30 protein-coding genes are annotated in these 26,780 nt (G+C 73.0%); 16 read left to right on the top strand and 14 right to left on the bottom strand.

From position 1 onward, the window contains the following. Positions 1-2: 2 nt before the first annotated feature. Entirely contained in the window at positions 3-1,598 is a 1,596-nt protein-coding gene (locus tag GRQ65_RS16860) for a Re/Si-specific NAD(P)(+) transhydrogenase subunit alpha (RefSeq protein ID WP_202388273.1), read from the bottom strand. A gap of 106 nt (positions 1,599-1,704) precedes the next feature. Between GRQ65_RS16860 and curA the strand changes: the two genes are divergently transcribed. The 3 genes from curA (at position 1,705) to GRQ65_RS16845 (ending at position 4,724) form a co-directional block, all read left to right on the top strand. After that, positions 1,705-2,748: an NADPH-dependent curcumin/dihydrocurcumin reductase gene (curA, locus tag GRQ65_RS16855; protein ID WP_160879164.1), complete on the top strand. Its 1,044-nt coding sequence runs from the start codon at positions 1,705-1,707 to the stop codon at positions 2,746-2,748. Positions 2,749-2,931: 183 nt separating this feature from the next. Beyond that, the gene (locus tag GRQ65_RS16850; protein ID WP_160879163.1) at positions 2,932-4,290 is read left to right on the top strand and encodes a helix-turn-helix domain-containing protein; all 1,359 of its coding nucleotides are present in this window, start codon (positions 2,932-2,934) and stop codon (positions 4,288-4,290) included. A gap of 74 nt (positions 4,291-4,364) precedes the next feature. Further along, on the top strand, positions 4,365-4,724 hold the full coding sequence (locus GRQ65_RS16845; RefSeq protein ID WP_160879162.1) for an anti-sigma factor antagonist: 360 nt from the start codon (positions 4,365-4,367) through the stop codon (positions 4,722-4,724). A 143-nt stretch (positions 4,725-4,867) separates the two neighbouring features. On the opposite strand, the gene GRQ65_RS16840 is transcribed toward GRQ65_RS16845, so the two are convergent. Together GRQ65_RS16840 and GRQ65_RS16835 are read right to left on the bottom strand one after the other, a co-directional pair. Beyond that, a complete protein-coding gene (locus tag GRQ65_RS16840; RefSeq protein ID WP_160879161.1) occupies positions 4,868-5,989 on the bottom strand; it encodes a hypothetical protein in 1,122 nt (373 codons plus the stop codon). 54 nt (positions 5,990-6,043) lie between these two features. Then, on the bottom strand, positions 6,044-6,766 hold the full coding sequence (locus GRQ65_RS16835; protein WP_160879160.1) for a TetR family transcriptional regulator: 723 nt from the start codon (positions 6,764-6,766) through the stop codon (positions 6,044-6,046). Positions 6,767-6,857: 91 nt separating this feature from the next. Here GRQ65_RS16835 and GRQ65_RS16830 point away from each other — a divergent pair, with 91 nt between their 5' ends. Then, complete coding sequence (locus GRQ65_RS16830; RefSeq protein ID WP_160879159.1) at positions 6,858-7,718, top strand: 3-hydroxybutyryl-CoA dehydrogenase; 861 nt, start codon at positions 6,858-6,860, stop codon at positions 7,716-7,718. Between the two features lie 45 nt (positions 7,719-7,763). After that, on the top strand, positions 7,764-8,930 hold the full coding sequence (locus tag GRQ65_RS16825) for an acyl-CoA dehydrogenase family protein (protein WP_160879158.1): 1,167 nt from the start codon (positions 7,764-7,766) through the stop codon (positions 8,928-8,930). 203 nt (positions 8,931-9,133) lie between these two features. Here GRQ65_RS16825 and GRQ65_RS16820 read toward each other — a convergent pair whose 3' ends face one another. Both GRQ65_RS16820 and GRQ65_RS16815 read right to left on the bottom strand, forming a co-directional pair. Continuing rightward, positions 9,134-9,352 (bottom strand): hypothetical protein, encoded by a 219-nt coding sequence (locus tag GRQ65_RS16820; RefSeq protein WP_160879157.1) that lies wholly within the window; start codon positions 9,350-9,352, stop codon positions 9,134-9,136. A 25-nt stretch (positions 9,353-9,377) separates the two neighbouring features. After that, entirely contained in the window at positions 9,378-10,202 is an 825-nt protein-coding gene (locus GRQ65_RS16815; RefSeq protein ID WP_160879156.1) for a MerR family transcriptional regulator, read from the bottom strand. 78 nt (positions 10,203-10,280) lie between these two features. Between GRQ65_RS16815 and GRQ65_RS16810 the strand changes: the two genes are divergently transcribed. Genes GRQ65_RS16810 through GRQ65_RS16800 form a run of 3 tightly spaced genes read left to right on the top strand, consistent with a single transcriptional unit; the run spans position 10,281 to position 12,503 of the window. Continuing rightward, the gene (locus GRQ65_RS16810) at positions 10,281-10,655 is read left to right on the top strand and encodes a nuclear transport factor 2 family protein (RefSeq protein ID WP_160879155.1); all 375 of its coding nucleotides are present in this window, start codon (positions 10,281-10,283) and stop codon (positions 10,653-10,655) included. Positions 10,656-10,659: 4 nt separating this feature from the next. Next, entirely contained in the window at positions 10,660-11,445 is a 786-nt protein-coding gene (locus GRQ65_RS16805) for an oxidoreductase (RefSeq protein WP_160879154.1), read from the top strand. Positions 11,446-11,477: 32 nt separating this feature from the next. After that, positions 11,478-12,503 (top strand): hypothetical protein, encoded by a 1,026-nt coding sequence (locus GRQ65_RS16800; protein WP_160879153.1) that lies wholly within the window; start codon positions 11,478-11,480, stop codon positions 12,501-12,503. Between the two features lie 10 nt (positions 12,504-12,513). Here GRQ65_RS16800 and GRQ65_RS16795 read toward each other — a convergent pair whose 3' ends face one another. Further along, positions 12,514-13,266: an SDR family NAD(P)-dependent oxidoreductase gene (locus GRQ65_RS16795; protein ID WP_160879152.1), complete on the bottom strand. Its 753-nt coding sequence runs from the start codon at positions 13,264-13,266 to the stop codon at positions 12,514-12,516. Positions 13,267-13,367: 101 nt separating this feature from the next. Here GRQ65_RS16795 and GRQ65_RS16790 point away from each other — a divergent pair, with 101 nt between their 5' ends. Next, positions 13,368-14,288: a helix-turn-helix transcriptional regulator gene (locus tag GRQ65_RS16790; protein WP_160879151.1), complete on the top strand. Its 921-nt coding sequence runs from the start codon at positions 13,368-13,370 to the stop codon at positions 14,286-14,288. On the opposite strand, the gene GRQ65_RS16785 is transcribed toward GRQ65_RS16790, so the two are convergent. Next, the gene (locus GRQ65_RS16785; protein ID WP_160879150.1) at positions 14,230-15,174 is read right to left on the bottom strand and encodes a manganese catalase family protein; all 945 of its coding nucleotides are present in this window, start codon (positions 15,172-15,174) and stop codon (positions 14,230-14,232) included. The genes GRQ65_RS16790 and GRQ65_RS16785 overlap by 59 nt on opposite strands. Positions 15,175-15,287: 113 nt before the next feature. Between GRQ65_RS16785 and GRQ65_RS16780 the strand changes: the two genes are divergently transcribed. The 3 genes from GRQ65_RS16780 (at position 15,288) to GRQ65_RS16770 (ending at position 17,594) form a co-directional block, all read left to right on the top strand. Then, positions 15,288-15,872, top strand: a complete 585-nt coding sequence (locus tag GRQ65_RS16780; protein WP_160879149.1) for a hypothetical protein — start codon at positions 15,288-15,290, stop codon at positions 15,870-15,872. 120 nt (positions 15,873-15,992) lie between these two features. Further along, positions 15,993-16,295 carry a helix-turn-helix domain-containing protein gene (locus tag GRQ65_RS16775; protein WP_160879148.1) on the top strand — a complete coding sequence of 101 codons (303 nt, stop codon included), beginning with the start codon at positions 15,993-15,995 and terminating at the stop codon, positions 16,293-16,295. Between the two features lie 45 nt (positions 16,296-16,340). After that, entirely contained in the window at positions 16,341-17,594 is a 1,254-nt protein-coding gene (locus tag GRQ65_RS16770; protein ID WP_160879147.1) for a type II toxin-antitoxin system HipA family toxin, read from the top strand. A 265-nt stretch (positions 17,595-17,859) separates the two neighbouring features. Here GRQ65_RS16770 and GRQ65_RS22220 read toward each other — a convergent pair whose 3' ends face one another. Continuing rightward, complete coding sequence (locus GRQ65_RS22220; protein ID WP_202388295.1) at positions 17,860-18,003, bottom strand: GPGG-motif small membrane protein; 144 nt, start codon at positions 18,001-18,003, stop codon at positions 17,860-17,862. Between the two features lie 107 nt (positions 18,004-18,110). Between GRQ65_RS22220 and GRQ65_RS16765 the strand changes: the two genes are divergently transcribed. Then, complete coding sequence (locus GRQ65_RS16765) at positions 18,111-18,782, top strand: response regulator transcription factor (protein ID WP_337191806.1); 672 nt, start codon at positions 18,111-18,113, stop codon at positions 18,780-18,782. A 247-nt stretch (positions 18,783-19,029) separates the two neighbouring features. On the opposite strand, the gene GRQ65_RS16760 is transcribed toward GRQ65_RS16765, so the two are convergent. The 4 genes from GRQ65_RS16760 to GRQ65_RS16745 form a co-directional block, all read right to left on the bottom strand. Next, positions 19,030-19,791 (bottom strand): endonuclease/exonuclease/phosphatase family protein, encoded by a 762-nt coding sequence (locus tag GRQ65_RS16760; protein ID WP_160879146.1) that lies wholly within the window; start codon positions 19,789-19,791, stop codon positions 19,030-19,032. 145 nt (positions 19,792-19,936) lie between these two features. Continuing rightward, the gene (locus tag GRQ65_RS16755) at positions 19,937-20,185 is read right to left on the bottom strand and encodes a hypothetical protein (RefSeq protein ID WP_160879145.1); all 249 of its coding nucleotides are present in this window, start codon (positions 20,183-20,185) and stop codon (positions 19,937-19,939) included. A 157-nt stretch (positions 20,186-20,342) separates the two neighbouring features. Further along, positions 20,343-21,014 carry a haloacid dehalogenase-like hydrolase gene (locus GRQ65_RS16750; RefSeq protein ID WP_160879144.1) on the bottom strand — a complete coding sequence of 224 codons (672 nt, stop codon included), beginning with the start codon at positions 21,012-21,014 and terminating at the stop codon, positions 20,343-20,345. Continuing rightward, positions 21,011-21,733, bottom strand: coding sequence for a GntR family transcriptional regulator (locus GRQ65_RS16745; RefSeq protein WP_160879143.1), 723 nt, complete (start codon positions 21,731-21,733; stop codon positions 21,011-21,013). The genes GRQ65_RS16750 and GRQ65_RS16745 overlap by 4 nt, the downstream gene beginning before the upstream one ends. A 244-nt stretch (positions 21,734-21,977) precedes the next feature. Here GRQ65_RS16745 and GRQ65_RS24110 point away from each other — a divergent pair, with 244 nt between their 5' ends. From GRQ65_RS24110 to GRQ65_RS16730, 3 genes are read left to right on the top strand one after another with little or no spacing between them, the layout of a single operon-like run. Beyond that, positions 21,978-23,411 (top strand): FGGY family carbohydrate kinase, encoded by a 1,434-nt coding sequence (locus GRQ65_RS24110; RefSeq protein ID WP_160879142.1) that lies wholly within the window; start codon positions 21,978-21,980, stop codon positions 23,409-23,411. Next, positions 23,408-24,793, top strand: coding sequence for an FAD-dependent oxidoreductase (locus GRQ65_RS16735; protein ID WP_160879141.1), 1,386 nt, complete (start codon positions 23,408-23,410; stop codon positions 24,791-24,793). Before GRQ65_RS24110 ends, GRQ65_RS16735 begins: the two co-directional genes overlap by 4 nt. Beyond that, on the top strand, positions 24,790-26,085 hold the full coding sequence (locus GRQ65_RS16730; protein WP_160879140.1) for an FAD-dependent oxidoreductase: 1,296 nt from the start codon (positions 24,790-24,792) through the stop codon (positions 26,083-26,085). Before GRQ65_RS16735 ends, GRQ65_RS16730 begins: the two co-directional genes overlap by 4 nt. On the opposite strand, the gene GRQ65_RS16725 is transcribed toward GRQ65_RS16730, so the two are convergent. Both GRQ65_RS16725 and GRQ65_RS16720 read right to left on the bottom strand, forming a co-directional pair. Then, positions 26,045-26,434: a PIN domain-containing protein gene (locus GRQ65_RS16725; protein WP_160879139.1), complete on the bottom strand. Its 390-nt coding sequence runs from the start codon at positions 26,432-26,434 to the stop codon at positions 26,045-26,047. The genes GRQ65_RS16730 and GRQ65_RS16725 overlap by 41 nt on opposite strands. Next, positions 26,431-26,679 (bottom strand): type II toxin-antitoxin system Phd/YefM family antitoxin, encoded by a 249-nt coding sequence (locus GRQ65_RS16720; RefSeq protein ID WP_160879138.1) that lies wholly within the window; start codon positions 26,677-26,679, stop codon positions 26,431-26,433. Before GRQ65_RS16720 ends, GRQ65_RS16725 begins: the two co-directional genes overlap by 4 nt. Positions 26,680-26,780 lie beyond the last annotated feature (101 nt).

Raw genomic sequence — 26,780 nt, 5'->3', positions numbered from 1 at the left:
GCTCAGCTCCTCTGGAACATGGCGAGCATCCGCCGGGTGACGGCGAAACCGCCGAAGACGTTGATGGACGCGAGCAGCACCGCCGCGAAGGCGAGCACCCGGATGAAGGTGTCGTCGACCCCGATCTGCAGCAGGGCACCGACGACGATGATCCCGCTGACCGCGTTGGTCACCGACATGAGCGGGGTGTGCAGCGCGTGCGCGACGTGGCCGATGACGTAGAAGCCGATGACCACCGACAGCACGAGCACGGTGAAGTGCTGGGGGATGGGTTCGGGGGCGGTGGCGTTGACCAGGAAGAGCACCAGCACGCCCAGCGCGGTCAGCCCGAGCTTGGTGGAGGCGGCCATCGGGGGCTTCGGTGCGGGCGCCTCCTTCGGCGTGGCCGCGGCGGCGGCGGGGGCCGCCGACACCTGCACGGGCGGAGGCGGCCAGAGGGTCTCACCGACCCCGTCGACCGCGCGTACGACGGTCATCTGGCGCTGCACGACGTCGTCGAGGTCGAGCGCGAGCACGCCGTCGGAGGCGGGGGTGAGCAGCTTGAACAGGTTGACGACGTTGGTGCCGTAGAGCTGGCTGGTCTGGGCGGCCAGCCGACCGGCCAGGTCGGTCCAGCCGAGGATCGTCACACCGTTGTCCGTGACGACGCGCTCGTCGGCGACGGTGAGCGCGGCGTTGCCGCCGTTGGCGGCGGCCATGTCGACGATGACGCTGCCGGGGCGCATCGCGGCGATGGTCTCGGCGGTGATCAGCTTCGGCGCCGGGCGACCCGGGATGAGCGCTGTGGTGATGACGATGTCGGCGGCACGCGCCTCCTCGTCGTAGGTCGCGGCGGTCGCGGCCTCCTGCTCGGCCGTCATCTCCTTGGCGTAGCCGTCGGTCGACACCTCCTGGGTGAAAGCGACCCGGACGAACTGCGCGCCCATCGACTCGACCTGCTCGGCGACCTCGGGCCGCACGTCGAAGGCCCGCACGACCGCGCCCATCGAGCTCGCCGCGCCGATCGCGGCCAGACCGGCGACCCCGGCCCCGACCACGAAGACCCGCGCCGGCGCGATCTTGCCGGCGGCGGTGACCTGACCGGTGAACATCCGGCCGAACTCGTGGGCCGCCTCGACCACCGCGCGGTAGCCCGCGACGTTGGCCATCGACGACAGCACGTCGAGGGCCTGGGCGCGCGAGATGCGCGGCACGGCGTCCATCGCCAGTGCGGTCACGCCGGCCGCCTCGAGCTGGGCGAGCAGCTCGGGCGAGCGGGCCGGCGCCATCATCGACACCACCGTGGCGCCGCGGCGCAGCCGGGCGACCTCCTCGCTGGTGGGCGCGGCGACCTTCACGACGACGTCGGCGCCCCACACCTCCTCGGCCGACCCGACGCGGACACCGCCGTCGTCGCTCGCGCCGGCGTACGCCGCGTCGGAGACGTCGGCCGCCGCCCCGGCGCCGGTCTCGACGACGACGTCGTAGCCGAGCGCGCGGAGCTGGGCGGCCGTCTTCGCGGTCGCCGCGACGAGCGACTCGCCCGGGCGGGACTCCTGGGGGATGCCGATGAGCACGGGGCCTCCTGCGATCTGCGGGCGAGTGTTCGCCAGGCGCATCGCGATGCAACATAGGCCATGACACCGACATCGGCTGTGGCCGATGCCACAGTCGCCTCCGCGGTCTGACCAGGCGGCGCCGGAGCTCCCTGCGAGACTTGACGGGATGAGCCAGCGACCGCAGAGCACCCAGATCCGCCTCGCCGCCCGACCGCAGGGCGAGCCGAAGGACTCCGACTTCGAGACCACGACGCAGGAGGTGCCCGAGCTCGCCGAGGGTGAGGTCCTGCTCCGCACGGTCTACCTCTCCCTCGACCCCTACATGCGGGGTCGGATGAGCGCGGCGAAGTCCTACGCCGACCCGGTCGAGATCGGCGACGTCATGGTCGGCGGCACTGTGTGCGAGGTCGTCGGGTCGCGCTCGGAGCGCCGCGCGGTCGGTGACGTCGTCCTCGCCTACACCGGCTGGCAGACCCACGCGGTCGTGCCCGCCCGGCAGACGCAGCGCATCGACCCCGACCTCGCGCCGATCTCGACCGCGCTCGGCGTGCTCGGCATGCCCGGCTTCACGGCGTACGCCGGCCTGCTGGAGATCGGCCGCCCGCAGCCCGGCGAGACGCTCGTCGTCGCCGCGGCCGCCGGGCCGGTCGGCTCGGCCGTCGGGCAGATCGCGCGGCTCAAGGGCCTGCGCACCGTCGGGATCGCCGGTGGGCCCGAGAAGGTGCGGGCGCTGAGCGAGACCTACGGCTTCGACGTGGCGCTCGACCACCGCGACCCGGCGTTCCGCGAGCAGCTCGAGGCGGCGACGCCGGACGGCGTCGACGTCTACTTCGAGAACGTCGGCGGGCCGGTCGCCGCGGCGGTGTGGCGGCGGTTGAACACCTACGCTCGTGTGCCGGTCTGCGGACTCGTCGCCGACTACAACGCGACGGCGGCGCCCGAGGGGCCGGACCGGCTTCCGGCGTTCATGGGCAGCATCCTGAGCCGGAGCCTGACGGTACGCGGCTTCATCCAGAGCGAGTTCGTCGAGTCGCACACCGCGGACTTCCGTCGCGACATGGGTGCGTGGGTGCGCGACGGGGACGTGCGCTACGTCGAGGACGTCGTCGACGGGCTGGACGCGGCGGTGGCGGCGTTCCGCGGGATGCTGCGCGGCGCGAACTTCGGCAAGCTGCTCGTGCGCGTGGGCGAGGACCCGGTCCGCGGCTGACTGCGGCGGACGACGAGAGCGCCCGGCGCCGACCCGCTTTGGGGGGGCTTGCCGACGCCGGGCCCTCCGATCGTTTCGTGAGCCTGACACCAAGTCAAGTCCCGTCGAACGTCCACTGTGACGAGGCTGTGAATTCTCGGGGGACCGCTCCCGCGGCGCCCGGCCAGGCGGCAGGATGCCGGTGTGACCCCTGAGCTGGCCCGCGCGCTCAACCAGGTGGACTCCGCGACCCTGGGTGCTCGGATCAAGGCGGCTCGCACCGCGGCCGGACTGACGCAGCCGGAGCTCGGGGGCGAGCAGGCCTCGGTCGCCTACGTCTCGCGCATCGAGCGCGGTGAGCGTCGCGCGGGGGTCGCGCTCCTCGAGGGCTTCGCCGAGCGGCTCGGGGTCTCCCTGGACTACCTCGTGCTCGGGCGCAGCGCGGACGACGTGCGCCGACTCGCCCTCCACCTCGACCACGCCGAGCTGGCGCTCAAGGGTGGCGACGCGGCGCAGGCCCTCGACCTGGCCCGCGTGGCGCTCATCGACCCCGGTCGCGACGCGCTGCCCGAGACCGAGACCCGGGCCCGCTGGGTCGAGGCCGCCGCGCTCGATGCGCTGGGCGACCCGGCGGCGGTCGCGGCCTACGAGGCCTTCCTCGCGCGGGCGCCGAAGGGTCCCGACGCCCTGCGCGCAGCGACCGCGATGAGCCGGATCCTGCGCGAGGCCGGCGAGCTCGACCGCTCCGTGGCCGTGGCCCGGGCGGCGCTCGACGCCCTGCCGCCCGACCTCGCCGCCTCCGAGGAGGCGGTGCGGCTCTCGGTCACCCTGGCCGCGGCGCTCTTCGAGAGCGGGGAGGTCGCGGAGGCCGCCCGGGTCTGCGACGTCGCGATCGTCGACGCCGAGCGGCTCAGCTCGCCGGTCGCCCGCGCCTCGGCGTACTGGAACGCCAGCGTCATCCACTCCAACGCCGGCGAGATCGGTCCGGCTCTCGAGCTCGCCCGCCGAGCGCTCGGGCTGCTCGAGGGCACCGAGCGCGTGCGCGACCTCGGGCGGCTGCGGCTGCAGCTGAGCCACATCATGCTCGACTCCGACCCGCCCCGGGTCGAGGAGGCGCGAGCCCAGCTCGCCGTCGCCGAGCGCGAGCTCGACTGGAGCGAGGCCAGCCCCACCGACCGCTCCCACCACGCTTACGTCGTCGCCCGCGCCGCCCACCTTGCGGGGGACCTCGACGACGCCCGGGGCCGGTCGCAGCGCGTGCTCGACGAGCTCGGTGACGAGCTCACCCCGCTGCGGGCGCAGGTGCTGGCCCTGCTCGGCCAGGTCGAGTGGGCGAGCGGCGACGCCGGAGCCGCCCACGCGGCGTACCACCGGGCCATCGCGGTGCTCACCGCCATCGGCTCCGACCGTCGCGCCGCCCAGCTGTGGTTCGAGATCGGTGCGCTGGCCGACGAGGCCGGGATGGTCGCGGAGGCTCGCGACGCCTACCGTCGCGCCGCGGCCTCGGCGGGGGTGACCCCGCGGGCGCGGGCGGCCGCGCGTCGCGTGGCCGACGTGACGTGACGGTGTCCTGCGCGAGCGGGGGGCCGGTGGCATGATGAGCGCGGCCGGTCTCGGAGCCATCGGGAGGAGGAGCGGTGTCTGACATCGAGGAGTTCGACATCAGCGTCGACTCGACCCCCGAGCGCGACCACGTGCAGGTCAGTGGTCACCTCGACATCTACACCTCCTCGCGGTTGCGCGAGGCGCTCAACGACTCCGCCGCACTGACCAGCCCGGTGCTGGTGATCGACCTGCTCAAGGTCGCCTTCATGGACTCCACCGGCCTCGGCGCCCTCGTCGCCGCCCGTCGCCAGGCCAAGCTCCGCGGCGCCGAGCTGCGCCTGGTCTGCCAGCGCGGTGCGGCCTACCGCGTCATCCGGATCACCAAGCTCGACCAGGTGCTCTCGGTCTTCGGCACCCTCGACGAGGCCCTCGCCGCGCCAGGTCCTGCCTGACGCCTCCTGCTGCTGTCCTGGCGGTAGTCACCGACGTTCGGTCGGTACTCACCGACGTTCGGTGCGGGTGAGAGCCCTCTCAGGCCCCCGGAACGTCGGTGAGTACCGGACGGTACCTGGCGCGGCCACCCAGGCAACTGACCTCAGCGCAGCCGGATCCGCTTGACGACGGTGACCTTGTAGACCCCGGCACGGACGGTGGCGCGCACGGAGATGCGCTGGCCGCGCGCGTAGTCCGAGCGGTACGCCGGCCGCACGGTCAGGCGGACCGTCCCGGCCCTGCCGGGCGCGACGCGCAGGGTGCGTCGCGAGGTGGAGGTCGTCGTGCGGTCGCCGGTGACGAGCCCCTGCACGGTCCAGCGGCAGGTGCGCAGCGACTGGGGCGGGCAGCCCACCTTGAACGTGATGCGGTCGCCGACGAGCTTCGCGCGGCCGGGCAGCCCGCCGTTGCGCACGAACTGGCGCAGCTCGCGGGTGCTGCGCAGGCCGACCTGGGCGGGCGTGCCGGGGGTGGCCGGTGCGGCGGCGGTGGGCGTGGGGCCGGGGTAGATGACGACCGGCGGCTGGGCCTGCAGCGGCGGGTCGACCGGCGGGACCGGGATCGCGGCGACCTTCACGTCGTCGTAGCCGACCTCGCCGGCGGCGGTCACCGTGGCGGCGGAGGTGTAGGTCGTGGTGATCCGCACGGCGTAGTCGCGCCCGATCGTCAGCAGCGACGGGTCGACGTGGGCGGTCGGCACGGTCGTCCAGCCGGTGTCGCGCGGCAGCGGCTGGGCGTCGACCGCGGTGACGGCGGTGCCGGTCGCCTGGTCGACCAGGTCCACGCGGAAGCTCGAGGTGTTGGCGACGTCGACGGGCAGCAGCGCTCCCAGCTCGGCGCGGCGCGAGAGGTCGACGGTGAGGTCGGCCGGCTGGGCGCCGGCGACGCCGGTGTAGGCGAACGCCGGGCTGGTCCAGGTCGCCGTCGTGGTGGCGAGCAGGGTGTTGGCGACGGCCGCGAACCCCGTGCGCAGGTAGCCGTCGGTCGCGCCGCCCGCGCCCCCGCCGGCGGCGTACGTCGCGGAGACGGTCGGGCACAGCACGGCGGGCAGGCACACCCCGCTGGTGGCGGTCGAGCCGGTCCAGCCGGCGGCACCGGTCGAGAAGGTCTCACCGCCGCTCGCGGCCGCGTCGGCGTGTGCCGCGGCGGGGGCGAGGGTGGCCAGGCCGAGGGCGAGACCGGTGCCGACCAGTGGGGTGACCAGGGCGGAGAGCGTGCGTCGCATGAGGTGCTCCGGGGGAGAGGGGGAGGGAGACGGCTCCTCAACGACACCGGTGCGTCAGGGCGACGCTGACAGCCCGGAACGGCGCGACTGGTCCGGACCACCCTCACGCAGTGCGCGGCGCACCTGCTCGGCGACGGTGTCGGGGTCGGACGCGCCCGCGACCACGACGGTCACCGGCGCGGCGGCGGCCCGGGGTGCCGCGAAGCGGGCGCGCACCTCACCCATCGCCTCCTCGAACGCCGCCTCGACGTCGTCGAGGCTCGCCCCCGGATCGCGCAGCCAGTGGCGCAGCACGTGGTTGTGGGCGGTGACGACGGCGGCGGCCATCAGCTCGGCGCGCAGGTCGGTGAGGGCGGCGGAGCCCTCGGTCTCGTCCATCCAGGAGCGGATGAACTCGCGGAAGGCGCGCTGGTACTGCTGCATGCTCGCGATCTCGCGCTGGCGCAGGCTCGGCACGGCGCGGGTCAGCGCGTAGCGCTCGCGGGCGCGGTCGGCGTCGGCGAGGAAGGAGCGCAGCACGAGCCGCGACGCGTCGGTCACCGCGAGCAGGCTGTGCTCGGTCGAGGCGGCGGCGAACCGCTCCTCGATCCGGGCGAGCACCTGCTCGTGGTCGGGGAAGATCACGTCCTCCTTGGCGCGGAAGACGCGGAAGAACGTCGAGCGCCCGACCCCGGCGCGCTCGGCGATGTGGTCGACCGTCGTGGCGTCGTACCCCTGCTCGGCGAAGAGCTCGAACGCCGCGGCGCGCAGCCGCTCGGCGACGTCGGTGGGGGGCACGGCTCCAGCCTCTCAGGTGCGGGCGGGTCGGACTTGGATCTGGGACTGAGTCTCACGGTAGGGTACGGAGTACCAAACCCGAGGGAGCAGCATGAGCACGATCGAGCGCGTCGCCGTCATCGGCGGCGGTCTGATGGGCGCCGGCATCGCGGAGGTCGCCGCGCGCGCGGGCCTCGACACCGTGGTCGTCGAGAGCAGCGAGGACGCCGCTAAGAACGCCGCGCAGCGCCTGGAGAGGTCGCTGCACCGCGCCGCCGAGCGCGGCAAGATCGCCAGCGCCGACGAGGTGCTCGACCGGATCCGCGTCACGACCGACCTCGAGCAGGTCGCCGACCGCCAGCTCGTCGTCGAGGCGATCGTCGAGGACGAGTCCGCCAAGACCGCGCTCTTCCGCCGGCTCGACGAGATCGTCCAGGACCCCGAGGCGATCCTGGCCTCCAACACCTCCTCGATCCCGATCATGAAGCTCGCCGTCGTCACCTCGCGCCCGCAGCAGGTGCTCGGCATCCACTTCTTCAACCCGGTGCCGGTGCTCAAGCTCGTCGAGCTGGTGCCGTCGCTGATGACCTCCGACGACACGCTGGCCCGCTCGCGCGCCTTCGTCGAGGGACCGCTGGAGAAGCAGGCCATCGACTGCCAGGACCGCGCCGGCTTCGTCGTCAACGCGCTGCTGATCCCCTTCATCCTCTCCGCGATCCGGATGTACGAGTCCGGCTTCGCCTCCGCCGAGGACATCGACCAGGGGCTCGTCCTGGGTGCCGCGCACCCGCAGGGACCGCTCGCGCTCGCCGACCTGATCGGCCTCGACACGACCAAGGCCGTCGCCGAGAGCCTCTACGAGGAGTTCAAGGAGCCGCTGTACGCCGCTCCGCCGCTGCTCGCCCGCATGGTCGACGCCGGCCTGCTCGGCCGCAAGACCGGCCGCGGCTTCTACACCTACGACGCGCGCTGACGCGCTGCACCGCCACACCGCCACACCGAACGAGGGGGACCTGAGATGACCGACGAGATGTTCCAGCTGTCCGAGGAGCACCAGGCGATCCGCGAGGCGGTGCGCTCGATCGCCGAGGCCCGCATCGCGCCGTACGCCGCCGACGTGGACGAGGAGGCGCGCTACCCCAGCGAGGCCGCCGCCGCGCTGCTAGAGGGCGACTTCCACGCCCCGCACGTGCCGGAGGAGTACGGCGGCGCCGGCGCCGACGCGCTCGCCACCGTGCTCGTGATCGAGGAGATCGCCCGCGTCGACGTCTCCGCCTCCCTCATCCCCGCCGTCAACAAGCTCGGCGCCCTGCCGGTGCAGCTCGCCGGCTCCGAGGAGCTGAAGAAGCATTACCTCGGGGCGCTCGCCCGCGGCGAGGGCGGCTTCTCCTACTGCCTCTCCGAGCCGGAGGCCGGCTCCGACGCCGTCTCGATGCGCACCCGCGCCGTCCGCGACGGCGACGAGTGGGTGCTCGACGGCGTGAAGCGCTGGATCACCAACGCCGGCGAGTCGGAGTACTACACCGTCCTCGCCGTCACCGACCCCGAGAAGCGCTCCAAGGGCATCTCGGCGTTCGTCGTCGAGAAGTCCGACCCGGGCGTCTCCTTCGGCGCCAAGGAGAAGAAGCTCGGCATCAAGGGCTCCCCGACCCGCGAGGTCTACTTCGACGGCGTCCGCCTGCCCGCCGACCGGATGATCGGCGCCGAGGGCACCGGCTTCGAGACCGCGATGCGCACCCTCGACCACACCCGCGTCACGATCGCCGCCCAGGCCGTCGGCGTCGCGCAGGGCGCGCTCGACTACGCGCTGCAGTACGCCCAGGAGCGCAAGCAGTTCGGCAAGAACATCGCGGAGTTCCAGGGCCTGCAGTTCATGCTCGCCGACATGGGCATGAAGGTGGAGGCCGCGCGCCAGCTGACGTACGCCGCCGCCGGCCGCTCCGAGCGCGGCGACTCCGACCTCACCTTCTTCGGCGCCGCGGCCAAGTGCTTCGCCTCCGACGTCGCCATGGAGGTCACCACCAACGCCGTCCAGGTGCTCGGTGGCTACGGCTTCACCCGCGACTACCCGGTCGAGCGGATGATGCGCGACGCCAAGATCACCCAGATCTACGAGGGCACCAACCAGGTCCAGCGGATCGTGATGGCCCGCCAGCTCCTCGCCGGGGTGCAGTCGCAGCTCTGACGGGCGGGAGTGGTTCCAGACGGTCGCGAGCGCGACCTCCTCAACCATCGTCGTCGGTGGTTGAGGAGGAACGAAGTCCTGCTCCCTCACGGTGGTTGAGGAAGGACGAAGTCCTGTCTCGAAACCACTCGATCTGCGCGCCGAGGCCGTCAGACGTGGCGACCCGGTCGACAACCGCAGCCCGGCCCACGTCACGGCGGGCCCTAGATGCGCGACATCTTGCGGAACGGGCTCATCACCCGGATCCGCTGCGGCCGGAAGTCGACGCTGACCGCCGACTCCTCGACCTGGATGACCCGGCCCATCCTATAGGAGTCGTGGGAGACGAGGTCTCCGACCTCGAACACCTCGATCGTCGGCTCGGGATCGGACTGGAAGGGGCTGGAGGCGGGGTGACGCGGTCGCCGTTCTGAGGATGCCATCGCCTCCAGCATCCCCCCTGTGCGGTCATCGGCCCAGTCGGCCGCCGTCCGGACGCGGCCCGACTCGGAACACCGGCCACCCGATCTCGGTGCGCCACGCGTCGGGGTCGTCGGTGTCGCGGGGGCCGACGAGGTAGCGCTCGCGGACCGGTCCGGCCACGGTCAGCGCGTTGCGGGCCACCCAGGCGCCGAGCTCGCCGTAGGTGACGTCGACGTCGTCGTGCTCACCACGGTGGGTGGTGACGACGAGCTCGACGGCCGGCACGGTGACGGGCTGGACCCGCCCGCGCGTGGGTGGGTCGACGGCCGGGCGGTAGACGACCATCCGCCCCCGTCCGCGCTCGAAGAGCGCGTTGTCGTAGAGACCACCGGGCGGGCCCTCGGCGGTCGGGCCGAGCACGGCGTCGAGCTCGGCCATGGCGCCGGCGTACCACCCGATGACGTCGTCGGCGTCGACGTCGTCGGCCACCGCTGCCACCGTCGCCGCAGGCTCGGCGCGGAGCTCGACCTCGAGGGGCGGCGGCTCGGGGACCAGCAGCCGGCGCAGCGAGCCGACCGCGGCCCGGGTGCGGGCAAGCTCGGCCTCGAGCCGCCCGAGGTGCTGGGCGACGAGCGCCGCGCGCTGGTCGGGGTCGGGCGAGCGGAGGATGCGGCGTACGTCGGGGAGCGGGACGTCGAGCTCGCGCAGCCGGTGGATCACCTGGGCGGTCGGGATCTGCTCGACCGTGTAGTAGCGGTAGCCGCTCGAGGCGTCGACCTGCTCCGGCTCGAGCAGCCCCGCCTCGTGGTAGCGCCGCAGCGTCCGGATGCTCAGGTGCGTCATCCGGGAGAACTCGCCGATCGCCAGCATGCGTGCAGTCTGGGCCCTCCCCCAGGGGGAGACTCCAGTGCTTGACCCTCGCTCGTGAGGAGTCCCCAGGCTCGAGGCATGGACACCGACACCCACCTCACCGACACCACCACCCCCAGCGCGGCCGACCAGCTGCCCGCCGCGGTCCGCGCCTTCTCGGCCGCCCACGAGGCGCGCGACGCCGACGCGGCACTCGCCGCCCTCGCCCCGGGAGCGGTGATCACCGACGTGGGCGAGGCGTTCGAGGGGGAGCAGGCGCTGCGCCGCTTCGTGAGCGAGGCCGGCGCCGAGTTCTCCTACACCGACGTGGTCACCCGCATCGCGCGCGACGGCGACACGTGGGTGCTCGGGCACCACCTCGAGGGTGACTTCCCCGGTGGCCAGGCGGACCTCGACCACCGGTTCACGCTGGCCGGCGACCTGGTCGCCCGCCTCGACATCGTGCTCGGCTGACGCGGTGACGCACGCAGATCGCGACCGTCTCGACGGACGTAGGGCGCTCGTCACCGGAGGTTCCAAGGGGGCCGGACGGGCCGTCGTGGAGCGGCTGCGCGAGCTGGGCGCCGACGTCTGGACGAGCGCGCGCACGATGCCCGAGGGCTACGAGCGACCCGACCGCTTCGTCGCGGCCGACACGTCCACCGCGCACGGCGCGGGCGTCGTCGCCGCCCGCATCGCCGAGCACGGCCCCCTGGACGTGCTGGTCCACGTCGTCGGCGGGTCGTCGACGCCTCCGGGTGGGTACGCCGCCGCGACCGACGAGCACTGGCGCGCCGAGCTCGACCTCAACCTCCTCGGCGCCGTGCGGCTCGACCGGCTACTGCTCCCCGCGATGGTCGCGGCCGGGTCGGGGGCCGTCGTCCACGTCGGCTCGATCCAGCGCCAGCTGCCGCTCCACGACGCGACCCTGCCGTACGCCGCCGCGAAGGCCGCGCTGCGGACCTACAGCAAGGGTCTGGCCGACGAGCTGGCTCCCCACGGGATCCGCGTCAACACCGTCAGCCCCGGCGGGATCCGGACGGAGGGCTACGACGTGTTCGTGGGCTCGATCGCGGAGAAGACCGGGACGACGCGCGAGGAGGCGGAGCAGAGCGTCTTCGACTCGCTGGGCGGCGTACCGCTCGGTCGGTTCGCCACCACCGAGGAGGTCGCCGACCTCATCGGCTTCCTCGTCTCGGACCGGGCCTCGGCGATCGTCGGCGCGGAGTACGTCGTCGACGGCGGCACGGTCCCGATCGCCTGAGCCGGCACCCGGGAGTCGCGTACGGTCGCGACGTGCCCGACGCCACGCCCTCCGTCGCCGATCGTCTGCTCGACGCGCAGGTCGCCTACCACCTCGACCGCCTGACGGGTGACGAGCTGGGCGCGACGGTCGCCCGCCTGGCCGACGCCGTCCTGGACGCCGTCGGTGAGCACCAGCTGGCCGACCTCGTCGACGCCGAGGCGCTCAAGGCCGTGGTCGGTCGGGGGCTGACCGACGTGCCGTCGAGCGCCGCGGTGGCGGGGTTCGTCGACCTGGGCCGCGAGGTGCTGAGAGCGGGGCCGGCGGAGCCGTTCGCGCTCGCCGACGTCGTGGACCGGGCGCAGGTCGAGCGGCTGGTCGACGAGGCGCTCGCGCTGACCCCGGCCCTGGAGCGGGCCCTGGAGCGGCTGACCGCGAGCTCCCAGGTGGGTGCCGCGGCGTCGCGGTTCATGGGGCGCATCGTCGGCGAGGTGCTGGCGGCCAACCAGGCCGTCGCCGACCTCGTGCCCGGGCTGGGCGGGCTGCTGTCCTTCGGCACCCGCGCGGCGGCCGGCGTCGTCGGCGCGGCCGACCGGCAGCTCGACGGGCTGCTCGCCGACACCGCGGGCAAGGGCGGCACCCTCGCCGTACGCCGCCTCAATCGGATCGTCGTCGAGACGCTGCGCGACCCCACCACCCGCGAGGCGGCACTGCAGGTCTGGGACCTGGTCGCCGCCGCGCCGGTCCGCGGGCTGGGGGAGCAGGCCGAGTCGGACGAGGCCGACGGCCTGGTCGAGGCCGGCCACGACCTCGCCATCACGGTCCTGGCCGACACCCGCACGGTGGCCTTCGCGCACTCGGTCGTCGACGGGTTCCTCGAGGCGTTCGGCGGCTACACCCCCACCGAGCTGCTCGCCGAGCTCGACCTCGACCGTGCCGACGTCGTCGCCGACCTGGTCCGGTTCGCGCCGGGCGTCGTCGAGCCGCTCGTCGAGTCCGGCGCGCTCGAGCGGATCGTCCGCGCCGAGCTGGCGCCGTTCTACGCCTCCGCCGAGGTCGCCGAGCTGCTCGCCGACTGACCGCTCGCGCTCAGGAGGAGTGGGTGGCGTTGATGCCGCCGTCGACCTCGAGCACGGTGCCGTGGACGTACGCCGACGCGTCGGAGGCCAGCCAGACGACGGCGGCGGCGACGTCCTCGGGCCGCCCGGGGCGCCGGGCGGGGATGCCGCTGGTCATCGCCGTGATGACGTCGGAGGAGTCGTCGTTGATCGGGGTGCGGGTCGCTCCGGGAGCCACGGTGTTGACGCGGACGCCGCGGGGGCCGAACTCTGCGGCCCAGCAGCGCGCGAGCTCCTGCTCGGCCGCCTTGCTGGCGGCGTACAGCCCGACGAACGGGTGCCCGACCTCCGCCATCCACGAGCCGATGACGACGATGGCGCCGCGTCCGCGCTCGACCATCGCCGGGGCCAGGGCGGCGGTCAGCACGTGGGGCGCGCGGACGTTGACGGCGAGGGTCGTCTCGAGCTGCTCGTCGCTGAGGCTCGTGGTCGTCTCGACCATGCAGACGGCGGCGTTGTGCACGAGCAGGTCGAGGTGGCCGCCCGCGGCCTCGACGCACGCGGCGGCCAGCTCGCGCAGTGCGTCGGGTGAGGCGGTGAGGTCGCCGTCGACGAAGACGGCCTCGCCGCCGTCGGCCTCGATGGCGCCGAGGACCGACCGTGCCCGGTCGGCGTCGCGGCCGGTGACCACGACGCGGTAGCCCTCGCGGGCGAGAGCCTGGGCGGTGGCGGCGCCGATGCCGCTGGTGGAGCCGGTGACGAGGGCGGTGAGGTGTGTGGTCATGTCGTCGAGCCAAGCCGCGATCCGGCGTACGCACCACGGGCGGTCCTGCCTGGGCACCGCGTGACCAGGTCGGGCCGGCTGCGCGTGTCTAGGCTCTGGTCATGACGACCGGGGGCGACACGCTGGCGGCGTTCCTGCGCTCGCGGCGCGACCGTCTGACGCCCTCGCGGGCCGGCATCGATCCGTGGCCGGGCGCGCGCCGGGTGCCGGGGCTGCGCAAGGAGGAGGTCGCCTGGCTCGCCGGTCTCTCGACCGATCACTACAGCCGTATCGAGCAGGGCCGCCAGCGACACCTCAGCCCGCAGGTGCGTACGGCGATCGCCCGGGCGCTGCGGCTCGACGAGGTGGAGGCGGCCCACTTCGGCGCCCTGGCCGACGCCGCCGCGGCGCCCGGTGGGGCCCGCCGCAGCCCGGTGGAGGCTCAGCGCGCCGACCCGGGCATGCTGCGGCTGATGACCGCCCTCGGGCACGTGCCGGTGCTCCTGCTCGGCCACCGCGGCGAGGTGCTGGCCCGCAACGCGCTGCTCGCCGCGGTGCTCGACGCGCCGCTGCCGGTCGGGACGTCGTTCCCCCGCTGGCTGCTCACCGACCCGCGGGCCCGCGAGGTGATCGTCAACTGGGAGGACTTCGCCGAGGCCGCCGTCGGCGGTCTCCGCCTCGAGCTCGGGCGCCGGCCGCACGACGACCGGCTGCGCGAGACCGTCGAGGAGCTCCGGGCGGGCGACCCGGACGTCGCGCGCTGGTGGGACGACCACGCGGTCAGCGACCGCACCTCGCTCGTCAAGCACGTGCGCCACGAGGTCGCGGGTCCGATGCAGTTCGAGATCGAGACCGTCGCCGGTCCGCACGACCCCGACCAGCGGCTGGTCGTCTACACCGTGCAGCCGGGCTCGGCGACGGCCCGGGCGCTCGGCCTGCTCGCCGGCTGGAGCGGATCGCAGCCGGCGGCAGGTCAGGCACCGGTCAGGACGACGGCGGCCGGTCGGCCTCCTTCAGCTCGACCTCGGCGGTGGCCTGGATGAGAGCCAGCAGCTCGGGGTCGAGGCCGGGGGCGAACTCCTCCTTGCGCTCCGGCGAGATCTCGATGGGCACGCCCTCCGGCATCAGCTCGACGCTCAGCTCGGTGCCGTCGTTCGAGGGTGACGCGCCGCGGTAGAGCTTGGCGGCCTGGCTCGTCTGCTGCGGGTTGAACGTGTACTGGATGCTCTGCAGCCCCTTGTCGACGAGCCGCTTGACCTCGGGGAACTGCTCGGCGTTCGTCTTGGGGATCGGCAGCAGCGGACCCCAGTTGACCCCGAGCGACTCCAGCGCCTTGGCGTAGGCGTTCTCGTGGGCCTGGTCGCGCACGATGAGGTAGGCGATCGTCGAGCGCGCGGCCTTGTTGTCGGTCATCTCGTAGATGCGGCACTTCTGCAGCCGCCCGGTCGACTCCAGCATCAGGTTGTAGAGCAGGTCGAGCACGAGGTTGCCGCTGTTGTAGACGTAGGAGCCGGACCACGGGTTGCCGGCCGAGTCGACGGGCAGCGCGCCCTGCGCGCCCACGAGGTAGTGGTGGATGTTGCTGTGGTCGAGGGCGATCTTGAGCGGCGTCGCGCCCTTCGCGCCCGGCTGGTCGACCGGGTCGTCCTTCTTGCCCTGGTAGCGCGGCGAGCCGTCGAGCAGCTTCGAGATCGTGGTGCCGATCAGCTCGACGTGGCTGATCTCCTCGGTGCCGACGCCCTGGAGCAGGTCCTTGTACGGCTTCGAGGCCGGGTCACCACGGAAGTTCATGGACTGGAACAGGTACTGCATCATCGTGCGCATCTCGCCGAACTGACCACCAAGGCCCTCCTGGAGGGCGTTGGCCGCAGCCGGGTCCGGCTCGTCCACGACGATCTCGTTGATGAGCTCTTCCACGTGCAGGTACATGTCGGCTCCTCACCTGCGGCGAGTCTCGCCGCTGCGAGGCAGGTCTCCCGCCGCGAGGGGTCGCATGGTCACCCTCGGGGGTGTTTGGCCGTCGGCAGGGGCAGGCTGACCGGGTGACCCGTGGCCGCTCGCGCAGTCGCCGACGCTGGTCGCGTGTGCTGCTGACGGTGCTGGCGTGGCTGGGCCGCGTGGTGGCTGCCGCGACCGCGGTGCTGTTCCTCGCATCGGCGCCCGAGGCGCTCGACGAGAGTCTGCTGGGCGGGGAGTTCTACGTCGTCGGGGCGGCGTTCGCATCGATCGTCGTCGCGTCGTTCCGGCGCACCAGAGGGGTCGGGTGGTGGCTGCTCGTCGCCAGCGTGTGGGCGATGTTCACCTGGTACGGCGTGGTCGCGGTCGTCGACCCGGCGACGGCGTCGTACGACGCGCAGATCACCACCACGCGGCGCGGCAGCCTGCTGCGCTCGCTCATGACGTACGACGGGGCGCGGGTGGTGGGCGTGGTCGTCCTCGTCGTCGCCAACGTCCCGGTCGTGGCGTGGCTCCACGGCCGGACGCCGTGGGCGCGGCGCCGGCGCGCGCGTCGCCTCGCGGTGGAGCTGCCTCCCGGGTTCGTCCCACCTCCGCGTGTGGTCGACCCCGTCGTCGAGCGGCGTCAGCGCGCCCGGAGGCGGCGCAAGCGCAGGCTCAGGCGCCGGTGAGGGACAGGTCGGTGTGGACAGGTCGCCGAGCCGGGTTCCTCCGCGATGGACTCTATGACTAAGTATCCTTAGTCTTATCCCGGTTAGCACTAAGAATACTTAGCCGTAAGGAGGCCTGTTATGGCCGTTCGGCCCATCTCGGCCCGCACCCGTCGTCATGCCCACACCCTCGGCGCACGCCTCGTCGAGTGGCGCAAGTTGCAGGATCTCACTGCCGAACAGGTCGCCCAACGCGCGGGCGTCTCCAAGCCCACCTTGTGGAAACTCGAAGCCGGGGATCCGGGCGTCAGCATCGGCGTCCTCCTCGACGTCGCCCGCGCCCTCGGCATCACCGATCTCATCCTCGAGGCCGTCGACCCACTCCAGACCGACCTCGGCAAGGCCCGCGCCGGGCAGTCGTTGCCCAAGCGCGTCCGCCACTGACCCGCCGCGGAACCCACCAGGCAGACCCGCCGAAGGAGACCTGAGATGCCCGAGTACGTCCTCGTCTACGACGACCGAGAGAGCCAGTCGAGCCTCGTCGGCACGCTCTTCTTCGACGCCTCCTCGCGGCTCCGATCCGGAGTGAGCACTACCTTCACCTACGATCCTGCCTGGCTGGAACGTGCCGACAACTATCCGATCGACCCGGCGCTACCCATCTTCGGTCGCTCCACGACCGTGCCCGGCCTGCCCGGCTGCTTCCAGGACTGCTCGCCAGATCGCTGGGGCCGCAATCTGGTCACCAAGCGGCTGCGGGCCGAGTCGCTGCGAGCGGGCACCACCCAGCGCACCCTGACCGACGTCGACTACCTCGTCGGCGTCTCCGACCTGACCCGTCAAGGCGCGCTCCGATTGCGAGCCAGTGCCGACGGGCCCTTCGTCGACCCCGACACGAGCGTGCCGAAACTCCTCGAACTCCCGCGGCTCCTGGCCGCTGCCGACACCATCGCGCGCGACCCCGAGGACCAGGGCGCGATCAAGGACTTGCTCGACGCCGGGTCTGGCTCGCTGGGTGGCGCGCGCCCCAAGGCGTCCGTGCGCGACGGGGAACAACTCATGATCGCCAAGTTCCCCCACCATGACGACGAGTGGGATGTCATGGCCTGGGAGGCAACCGCGCTCGACCTGGCCGCTACCTGCGGCATCGACGTACCTGAGCGCCGTCTGACACGGCTCAACGGGCGCGGTGTCTTGGTCCTCGATCGCTTCGACCGGACCCCCGAGGGCCACCGGCTGCCGTACGTCAGCGCGATGACCTTGCTGGGCGCGTCCGACGGTAACCCGTCGGACTACACCGACGTCTGCGACGCCATCAGCGATCTTGGCTCAGCCACCACGGCCGACCTCGCTGCCTTGTGGGTCCGGGTGGCCTTCTCGGTCGCGATCCACAACACCGACGACCACATGCGCAACCACGGCTTCACCCGTTCTCGGGGTGGCTGGACCCTAGCTCCGCTCTTCGACGTCAACCCCGAGCGAGACGTTGCCAAGACGCGCGTGTCCGGCATCGACGGTGCCCGCGCCCTGGCCGACGAGACCCTCGGACTCGCCTCTCTGGCGGTCGAGTGCCGATTGACGGAGTCTGAGCGCAACGAGGCCGCCGAGCGGGTCGTCAGTGCCGTCGGCGAGTGGGAGTCGGTCGCCCGCTCCCACCGCATCGGCGAGTCAGAGCTTGCCTCCTTCGCTCCCGCCATCGGGCAAGGCATCGGCGCCGTCGAGTCCCTGCTCGACATTGCGTGAGATTCGCAGGTACCGGCGATCGCTGGCTTCGAGATCTGCTGGCTTCGAGATCCGAAGAGGTTGGGAGGGGGCGAAAAGCCAACACATCCCTTCGCGAGCCCGCTGCAGGCGCACGCCACGCAACGGATGGTTGGGCATGGAGGGCGTCTGTGGCCAGAGAACGTCATGCGACGCCAGCGCACGCTGCACGGGCAGGGAGGGACAGGTCGCGGACCCCGTCGGGGGTAGGGGTCCGCGACCTGGGACTGGCGGCCCGTCGTACAGCTCAGGTGAACAGGCTGACGCCGCCAGGCCCGACGAGCAGCCCCACGACGATGAGGACGACGCCCCACAGCACCTGGCCGCGGAACAGCGTGACGATCCCGGACACGACCAGGATCACGGCCAGGATCCAGAGGATGAACTCCACGGTTGGTGCTCCTTCCCTGTGGTGACGCCGGGAGCTCCCGGCACCGGTGGCCACGCAACCATCCACAGGGAGGCGCTGACACCTACCTAGGGAGGTAAGTTCGAGCGGTGCCGCCGAAGGCCCCCATCACGATCGCGATCATCGACGACTACGACGTCGTCGTCTCGGGCGTGGCCAGCATGCTCGACCCCTACCGCGACCGGGTCCTGGTCGCCGAGCTCGACGCCGACACGGCGCTGCACGACGAGGTCGACGTCGCGCTCTACGACTCCTTCGCCCAGCCCGAGACCGACCAGGACGAGATCCAGGTCCTCATCGACAACCCCCGGGCCCACCGGGTCGCGGTCTACTCGTGGAACTTCCACCCCGAGCTGGTCGGCAAGGCGCGCGAGCTCGGCGTTCACGGCTACCTCTCCAAGGCGCTCAGCGCCCGCGAGCTCGTCGAGGCGATCGAAGCGGTCCACGCCGGCGAGCGCGTCTTCCACGACCCGCCGCCCCGCACCCGGAGCCGCCGCCAGCCGGCCCCAGGAGACTGGCCGGGGCGTGGGGAGGGCCTCACCGACCGCGAGTCGGAGATCCTTGCGCTCATCACCCAGGGCAAGAGCAACGCCGAGGTGGCCGCGCTGACCTACCTCGCGCCCAACACCGTGAAGTCCTACATCCAGAACCTCTACCGCAAGATCCAGGTCGAGAGCCGGACCCAGGCCGTCGTCTGGGGTGTCCGGCACGGGTTCCTGCCGGACCACCATCGGATCGACCACTGGCGGGGGGGACCCTGAGAGAGCCCTGCGGCGAACACGCTTCCGCCGAACACCGGGCGAAGCTGGTTGCACCACAAGCGGCGGAATGACCGTCGAGGCGGATGCCTCGGTTAGAGGAGGCAAGGGCCCTCGCCAGCCCTCTGCGACAGGGCTCTGTTCGCATTGGGTTCTACGCAACAGGCGTGTCGAGCGTCCCGCGCTTCGCGGCCCGGTGGCCGATGTGCATCAGGGAGACGCAGTGGACGAGACACCCGCTGGGTCGGGCTCAGTGGGAGCGCCCGGGCCTCTCGGAATGCACCCCGAGGCTCACGAGAGTGCCGCCGTGGTCACTCAACCGTACGCCTCGGATGACCTTGTCCCACCCGTCCGCCGTCGACGTGAGGGATCTGCCGTGAGCGGGCCCCGCGCAAACGTGGTCGATAGGGGGGTGCTCAAGAATGCCCGGCTCGAATCGGTCGGTGGCGGTCAGGCAATCGAGGCCGGCCGCGTCGAGGTGCTCGCGTAGTAGCGCTCGACCAGCCCTCGTGCCGTAGTAGTGAGGTCCACCCAGGTCGTGGTTGAGGTCGCCTGCGACGACGAGGGTGGCGTCCGGGTACCGATCTCGCAGCGAAGCCCACTCCCGGCCCTGCTCCGGGACGACGCGGTAGAACTCGTCCCAGCCTCTCGCCGGACGACTCGGGTCCGGGCCGGCGTCACCGTTCCACGGCAGAACGGCCCCGTAGACGACGAGCTCACCGGCGCGGCCGGCGCCGAGTCGCACCGCGACGCATCGACGGGGATCGCCGACCGGCAATCGCTCGAGGACGGGCAGCGACGTCCAGACCGTCGTCCACCGGCCTCCTGGGGTGACGTACCGGTCCTCGGTGCTGACGGCAGTGTGGGTAGACGAGAGGTCCAGCTCGTCGTGCGTCTCGGTGAGCACCCACACGTCTGCGTCGAGGCTGGTGAGGTGGTCGAGCCGGGCCTGGTTCTTGTCGACACCTCGGGCGTACTGCACGTTCCACGTCCCGATGCGGAGGTCGGTCACCCAGGCATCGAAGCAGGTGCGAGCCAGCCAGCGCGGGCTGTCGGTGAACTTCGTCGAGGGCGCGGCCCGTCGGCGTCCGGCAGGGGTCGTGCGCGACCAGTTCGCCTATATCGGCAACAGCAACGCGGAGGGGTCGACGGCCGCCCTACGACAGGTCCCACTCGGGGTGCTGGGCCGCGTATGCGGCGATCAACGCGAGCGCGGCCCCGGCTTCGAGCGCCGCGGCAGCGAGCGTGGCCCCGACGATCCTCAGACCAGCGGGCCGCTGCCGTGATCTGGCAAGCATGCCCAACCCGCACATTAGCGTCGCGGGCAGCGCCACGAGGGGGAGCGCGGCTGACGCATCGAGAGACGACGTCCACGCGACGACCGCGGGCACCGCGAACAGCGTCATGTGGAGCGCCAGGGTCAAAGGGCCCCACGGAACGTCGGTCCCTGCAGGTCGAACCTCGGTCGCTGCAGGCTCGGTCACAGTCGCAAGTATGAGACGACACGACCGTCGCGCGGACGGACCGCCGCGCGTGCTCCGCGAACGGGTCTCGGTCCGGCTCTCACCGCCAGGCGGCGGTTGCCGGCTCCCGAGCCAACTCGCTGCGCACCCGTCGTACGTCGGCACGGGGGGCGGCGACGAGCACGGCCTCGTCGGCGAGACGGAGCAGGGGCAGGTCGGCAGCGGAGTCGCTGTGCATGACGGCGAAGGGCGGGTGGATGCCGGCGCGGGCGAGGCCGTCGAGCTTGGCGGGTCCGTAGTTGTGGGGGCTGAGCTCGAGGCCGAGGGGCGTGCGGGCGAGCTCGGAGGCGACGAGCTCGGCGGCGTCCAGGCCGACGCCGTCGAGGAGGGCGCGGGCGAGGTGGCGTTCGGTGGCGGTGACGACGACGACGCGGTCGCCGGCTTCGGCGTACTCGACCGCGGCGGCGATGGCTTCGGCGCGGAGCCAGGACGGGGTGGCGGCGAACTCGGCGCCGAGCGCGGCGCACTCCGCGAGGCCGGCTTCGAGGGAGACACCGAAGAGCGCGGAGCGGACCAGGTGGCGGGCGACGGGGCCGCGCAGCCTCGGGACGCTCACCGACAGGCCGAGCAGGGGCAGGGCGGGGCCGGTGGCGGGCAGGCGCCACGGCTGGCGCTGCAGGCGGCGGGTGACGAGGGTGCCGAAGGTGTCGCGCCGGGTCAGCACCCCGTCGAGGTCGAAGAGGACGACCCGGCGGGAGTCGGGAGCGGTCACGAGGTCAGGCTCGCAGTGACCTCGAAGGCCGCGCGGTCGGCTCGGTAGACGTCGCGGGCGTACTCCACGCATGCGCCGGCGGCGTCGTACGTGCGACGCGTCAGCATGATGCCGGGCGAGCCAGCGCGGATGTGGAGCAACGCGCACGACTTCTCGTCGAGGACGATCGACTCCAGCACGGCGTCCGAGTGGTGCAGCTCGGTGCCGTAGAGCTCGGTGACCAGCGTCCACAGCGAGCCCTCGTCGGCCTTGTCGAGGATGCCGGGGGTCGCGGCTGCAGCGAAGTACGTCGTCTCGATGGCGATCGGCTCGTCCTCCATCAGCCGCAGCCGGCGGAAGGCGTGGACCGTGGCGCCGTCGTGGAGGTCGAGGGCCGCTCTGGTGTCCGGGTCGGGCTCGGTCTCGGCGGCCCACAGGAGCTCGGCGCGGGGACGGCGGCCGAGGCGGTTGGCCTCCTCGGTGAAGCTGCCGATGCGGAACCTCACCCGAGGTTCGGCCACGAACGTCCCGCGCGGCGGGCGGCGGCAGACGTGGCCCTCGCTCTCGAGGACGGTGATCGCCTGGCGGGCCGTCATCCGGCTGACGCCGAACTGCTCGCCGAGCTCGCGCTCGGAGGGGAGCGGGTCGTGCGGGGCGAGCTCGCGGGCCAGGATGCGGTCGCGGAGCGTGGCGGCGATGGTGAGGTAGCGGGGGGAGCGTGCACCTCCCGGCCCTGGCATGGCGGTGACTGTACGCGCGGTGGGCGGGCGTGGTTTCGAGACGGGACTTCGTCCCCTCCTCAACCACCGGGTGGTGGGTGTGGTCTCGACGACGCTCGCTGGGGCTCGCTGCTCGACCAGCGGTGGGATGGGAGTGGTTTCGAGACAGTCGCTGGCGCGACTTCCTCAACCACCGACGGGCGGGTCTTGACTGGGGAGCGCGGGCGCGGGACGGTAGGACTGTTGGTCTATACCAAGGAGTGATGTGACAGCGGTCCTCGCCATCGACCAGGGCACGTCGGGCACCAAGGCGATCGTCGTCGACGAGGCCGGGCGGGTGCTGGCGCTGGCCGAGGAGGCGCTGCACCCGCGCTACCTCGACGGCGGCGGGGTCGAGCAGGACCCCGAGGCGCTGTGGGACTCGGTGGTCGACGCCGGTCGGCGCGCGGTGGCCGAGGCGGGGGTGCCGCTCGCGGCGGTCGCGCTCGCCAACCAGGGCGAGACCGTCCTCGCCTGGGACCGCGCCACGGGTCGCCCGCTCTCGCAGGCCGTCGTCTGGCAGGACCGGCGCAGCGAGGCCATCTGCGACGTACGACGGCACGAGGCCGAGCGGGTCGCGGAGCGGACCGGGCTGGTGCTCGACCCCTACTTCTCGGCGCCCAAGATGCGCTGGCTGCGTGACCACGTCACCACCGACGGCGTGGTCACGACGACCGACACGTGGCTGGTGCACCGGCTGTGCGGGGCGTTCGTGACCGACGCGAGCACGGCGAGCCGTTCGCTGCTACTCGAACTGGACGAGGTGGCGTGGTCGGGCGAGCTGCTCGACGTGTTCGGCCTCGGCGACGAGGCGCTGCCCGAGGTCGTGGCCAGCGACGACGTCGTCGGCACCACCACCGTCTTCGGGGCCGAGGTGCCGGTGACCGGGCTCGTCGTCGACCAGCAGGCCGCGCTGCTCGCCGAGGCGTGCCTGGAGGCGGGCACGGCCAAGTGCACCTACGGCACCGGCGCCTTCCTGCTCGCGCAGCTCGGCGAGCGGGCGGTGCGCTCCACCGCCGGGCTCACCACCTCGGTGGCGTGGCGGCTGGCCGGGCGCACGTCGTACTGCGTCGACGGTCAGGTCTACACCGCCGCCTCCGCAGTGCGCTGGGCCACCGAGCTCGGCCTGGTCGGCGCGGCCGACCAGCTCGACGCCGTCGCGGCGCCGGACAGCGACGGCGTGCTCTGCGTGCCTGCGCTGGCCGGCCTGGCAGCCCCGTGGTGGGACCCGCAGGCCACCGCGTCGTTCACCGGCATGACGCTGAGCTCCGGTCGCGGTCAGCTGGTGCGCGCCCTGCTCGAGGGCGTCGCCGCCCAGGTGGCGCTGCTCGCCGGTCTCGTCGGCGCCGACCTCGGCGCCCCGCTCACCCGCCTGCGCGTCGACGGCGGCCTCACCCGCTCCCACGTGCTCATGCAGGCCCAGGCCGACCTCGCGCAGCTGCCGGTCGACGTCTACCCCTCCGCCCACGCCACCCCGCTCGGCGCCGCCGCCTGCGCGCGGCTCGCCCTCGATCCCGGTCTCGACCTCGCCGAGGTCGTCGGCGGCTGGACCCCCGACCACGTCTTCGAGCCTGCCTGGGGCGCCGACCGCGCCGAGGAGTTCCTCGACCGGTGGCAGGCGGCGGCCACCCAGTCATCTCTCGGAAAGGCTCGCCCGTGACCACCCTCGCCACCGTCGACGTCGCCGTCATCGGGGCCGGCATCGTCGGCTCGGCCATCGCCCGCGACCTCGCGGGCCGGCACCTGTCCGTCGCCCTGATCGAGGGGCGCGACGACGTCGGCGACGGCACCAGCAAGGCCAACACCGCGATCCTGCACACCGGCTTCGACGCCAAGCCCGGCACGCTCGAGTCGCGGATGGTGGCCCGTGGCTACCACCTCCTCGGGGAGTACGCCGAGCGCACGGGCATCCCCGTCGAGCGCACCGGCGCCGTGCTCGTCGCCTGGAGCGACGAGGAGCTCGACGCACTGCCCGGGCTGAAGGAGAAGGCCGAGGCCAACGGCTACGACGCCTGCGCGCTGATCGGCGCCGACGGGGTCTACACACTCGTGCCCGACCTCGGGCCCGGCGCGCTCGGTGGCCTCACCGTGCCCGGCGAGTCGATCACCTGCACCTGGACGACCAACCTCGCGCTCGCCACCGACGCCGTACGCCGCGGCGCGCAGCTGCTGCGCGGCACCCGCGTCACCGGCGTCGAGAGCCACCAGGACGGCGTACGCCTCGAGACCGCGCGCGGCGACGTCCACGCGCGGTGGGTCGTCAACGCCGCCGGCCTCGGCGCCGACGCGGTCGACCGGCTCTTCGGCCACGAACGGTTCACCGTCACCCCGCGTCGCGGCGAGCTGTTCGTCTTCGACAAGCTCGCCCGGCCCAAGGTCCCGCTCATCGTGCTGCCGGTGCCGTCCTCGCGCGGCAAGGGCGTGCTCGTCAGCCCGACCATCTACGGCAACGTCATGCTCGGCCCCACCTCGGAGAACATCGAGGACCGCACCGCCACCGGCACCACCGAGGAGGGGTTCGACTTCCTGCTCAGCAAGGGCGAGCGGCTGATGCCGTCGCTGCTCGAGGAGGAGGTGACGGCCTCCTACGCCGGGCTGCGCGCCGCGATCGCGAGCGAGGACTACCTCGTCGACCTCGACGCCGACGCGCGCTACCTGCTCGTCGGCGGCATCCGCTCAACCGGTCTCACCGCCGGGATGGCGCTGGCCGAGCACGTCGTCGGGCTGCTGGGCGCGACCGACCTCGACCTCACCGAACGCGACGACCTGCCCGAGCCGCCCCGGATGCCGAACCTCGGCGAGGCCGGCGTGCGCCCCTACGAGGACGCCGAGCTGATCGCCCGCGACCCGGCGTACGGGCGGATCGTCTGCTTCTGCGAGCGGGTCACCGCGGGCGAGGTGCGCGACGCCTTCGCCTCGACGATCCCGCCGTGCGACCTCGACGGGCTGCGGCGCCGCACCCGGATGGCCGGCGGTCGGTGCCAGGGGTTCTACTGCGGCGCTGACGCGGCGTCGCTGCTCGCGCAGGGGGTGGCGCAGTGAGCGCCGAGCTCCCGGTCGAGCACGTCGCCGTCGCGGTGGTCGGCGGTGGGCCGTCGGGCCTCACCGCGGCGACCGCGCTCGCCCCGGTCGTCGACGGCGAGGTGCGCGTGATCGAGCGCGAGCGCGAGACCGGCGGCATCCCGCGCCACAGCGACCACCCCGGCTACGGCCTGCGCGACCTCCACCGCTTCGTCTCCGGGCCGGCGTACGCGCGCCGTCTCACCGCGACCGCCCGTGACGCCGGAGCGGTGCTCGAGACCGAGGCGCAGGTGACCGGCTGGGACGGCGAGCGACGGCTGCTCGTCACCTCGCCCCGCGGCCGGCACGTCGTCGAGGCCGACGCCGTCGTGCTCGCCACCGGCGCCCGCGAGCGCCCGCGCCCGGCCCGCCGCATCCCCGGCGACCGTCCCGACGGCGTGTACACCACCGGTCAGCTGCAGAACCTCGTCCACCTCCACCACGCCGAGGTCGGCCGGCGGGCCGTCGTCGTCGGTGCCGAGCTGGTGAGCTGGTCGGCGGTCGTGACGCTGCGCGAGGCCGGCTGCGAGACGGTCGCGATGGTGAGCCGCTACGCCCACGCCGAGGCGTACGCCGCGTTCCGGGCGTGGGGCCGCGCCACGCACGTGCCGGTGCGCACCCGCAGTCGCGTGGTCAGCATCGAGGGCCGCACCCGGGTCGAGGCGGTCGTGCTCGAGCACCTCGACACCGGCGAGCGCACCCGGGTCGAGTGCGACACCGTGGTCACGACCGGCGACTGGGTGCCCGACCACGAGCTCGCCCGGCTCACCGGGCTCGACCTGGATCGCGGCACCCGTGGCCCCAGCGTCGACGGGTCGCTGCGCACCAGCCGAGCCGGTGTGTTCGCCGTCGGCAACCTCGTCCATCCGGTGGACACCGCCGACGCGGCCGCCCTCGACGGACGGCACGTCGCAGACGGCGTCGTGGCCGACCTGAGGGGCGTGCTCGGCGAGTCAGACTCGGTGCCGCTCCTGGCGAGCGACGACTTCCGCTGGGTGAGCCCCCAGCGATTGGTGTCCGGTCAGCGGACACCCCGAGGTGACCTGCTGCTGTGGCCGGAGACCTCCAGGCTGCTGCCGGTCGTCGTCGCCACTCAGGACGGCCGCGAGATCGGCCGGGCCCGCACTGCATGGCCCGCCGCGCCCGGCCGGGTCTACCGCGTGCCCGCGAGCGTCGTGTCGAGCGCCGACCCGGCCGGCGGGCCCGTCACGATCAGCCTGAGGTCGACCGACCTCAGACGGCCACCACCTCGACGAGCTCCTCGAGCCCGCTGAAGTCCCCTGGGTTGCGCGTGTAGAGGCGAGCGTCGTGCGCGTGTGCGGTGGCGGCGATGAGGAGGTCCATCACCCGACCGCGGGGCCGTCGCCCGGCTTCGACGACCGCCGCCGACAGACGCCCGTAGCTCGCCGCGACCGCGTCGTCCACCGGGAGTGCGTCGAAGCGGTGCTGAAGGACGCTCAGCCGTCGCAGTCGCTCGGCCCGCACCGGTGAGCTCTTCGCGACCATCACCCCGAAGTGGAGCTCGGCCAGCGTCACGGTGCTGATGGCCAGCACTCCCGGCAGCGGGGAGAGGCCCTCGTCGATGACGACGCTCGTGTCGAGCACGGCCCGCTCGCCGGTCACCGCGCCTCCCACGGGTCGCGCAGCTCACCGTCGACGAGGTCGCGGTCCTCGCGCCAGTCCGGGTCGGCCGGCCCCTGGAACAGCTCCTCGACCTCGTCCCACGTCCGCCACCGAGCCGGCCGGACCGGCGAGAGTCGGGCCGCCGGACGCCCGGACACCGAAATGGTGATCTCCTCGCCTGCCTCGACACGGCGGACGAGCTCGGACGCGTCCTGTCGTAGTTCTCGGAGCCCCACGGTCGTCATGGACCCATGGTAGTAGCACCTGTGCTACCAGGAGGCGCGGCTCACAGACGATCACTGCGCCCAACTCCGCGGGGCTCGGCTCCGTCGTACCTGGTGATGCT

Origin of the sequence: Nocardioides flavescens (genome assembly GCF_009823805.1) — a bacterium.
GTDB classification, from domain to species: domain Bacteria; phylum Actinomycetota; class Actinomycetes; order Propionibacteriales; family Nocardioidaceae; genus Nocardioides; species Nocardioides flavescens.
This window is presented reverse-complemented; position numbering and strand designations above follow the sequence as displayed.

Bases quoted from the DNA above. Each gene is read 5' to 3' on its own strand.
- GRQ65_RS16790 (WP_160879151.1), top strand. From the start codon at position 13,368: ATGACGACCGGGGGCGACACGCTGGCGGCGTTCCTGCGCTCGCGGCGC.
- GRQ65_RS16820 (WP_160879157.1), bottom strand. From the start codon at position 9,352: ATGGCATCCTCAGAACGGCGACCGCGTCACCCCGCCTCCAGCCCCTTC.
- GRQ65_RS16860 (WP_202388273.1), bottom strand. From the start codon at position 1,598: ATGCGCCTGGCGAACACTCGCCCGCAGATCGCAGGAGGCCCCGTGCTC.
- GRQ65_RS16720 (WP_160879138.1), bottom strand. From the start codon at position 26,679: ATGACGACCGTGGGGCTCCGAGAACTACGACAGGACGCGTCCGAGCTC.
- GRQ65_RS16755 (WP_160879145.1), bottom strand. From the start codon at position 20,185: ATGACGCTGTTCGCGGTGCCCGCGGTCGTCGCGTGGACGTCGTCTCTC.
- GRQ65_RS16810 (WP_160879155.1), top strand. From the start codon at position 10,281: ATGGACACCGACACCCACCTCACCGACACCACCACCCCCAGCGCGGCC.
- GRQ65_RS16840 (WP_160879161.1), bottom strand. From the start codon at position 5,989: ATGCGACGCACGCTCTCCGCCCTGGTCACCCCACTGGTCGGCACCGGT.
- GRQ65_RS16770 (WP_160879147.1), top strand. From the start codon at position 16,341: ATGCCCGAGTACGTCCTCGTCTACGACGACCGAGAGAGCCAGTCGAGC.
- GRQ65_RS16795 (WP_160879152.1), bottom strand. From the start codon at position 13,266: ATGACCACACACCTCACCGCCCTCGTCACCGGCTCCACCAGCGGCATC.
- GRQ65_RS16745 (WP_160879143.1), bottom strand. From the start codon at position 21,733: ATGCCAGGGCCGGGAGGTGCACGCTCCCCCCGCTACCTCACCATCGCC.
- GRQ65_RS16775 (WP_160879148.1), top strand. From the start codon at position 15,993: ATGGCCGTTCGGCCCATCTCGGCCCGCACCCGTCGTCATGCCCACACC.
- GRQ65_RS16830 (WP_160879159.1), top strand. From the start codon at position 6,858: ATGAGCACGATCGAGCGCGTCGCCGTCATCGGCGGCGGTCTGATGGGC.
- curA (WP_160879164.1), top strand. From the start codon at position 1,705: ATGAGCCAGCGACCGCAGAGCACCCAGATCCGCCTCGCCGCCCGACCG.
- GRQ65_RS16815 (WP_160879156.1), bottom strand. From the start codon at position 10,202: ATGCTGGCGATCGGCGAGTTCTCCCGGATGACGCACCTGAGCATCCGG.
- GRQ65_RS16785 (WP_160879150.1), bottom strand. From the start codon at position 15,174: ATGTACCTGCACGTGGAAGAGCTCATCAACGAGATCGTCGTGGACGAG.
- GRQ65_RS16825 (WP_160879158.1), top strand. From the start codon at position 7,764: ATGACCGACGAGATGTTCCAGCTGTCCGAGGAGCACCAGGCGATCCGC.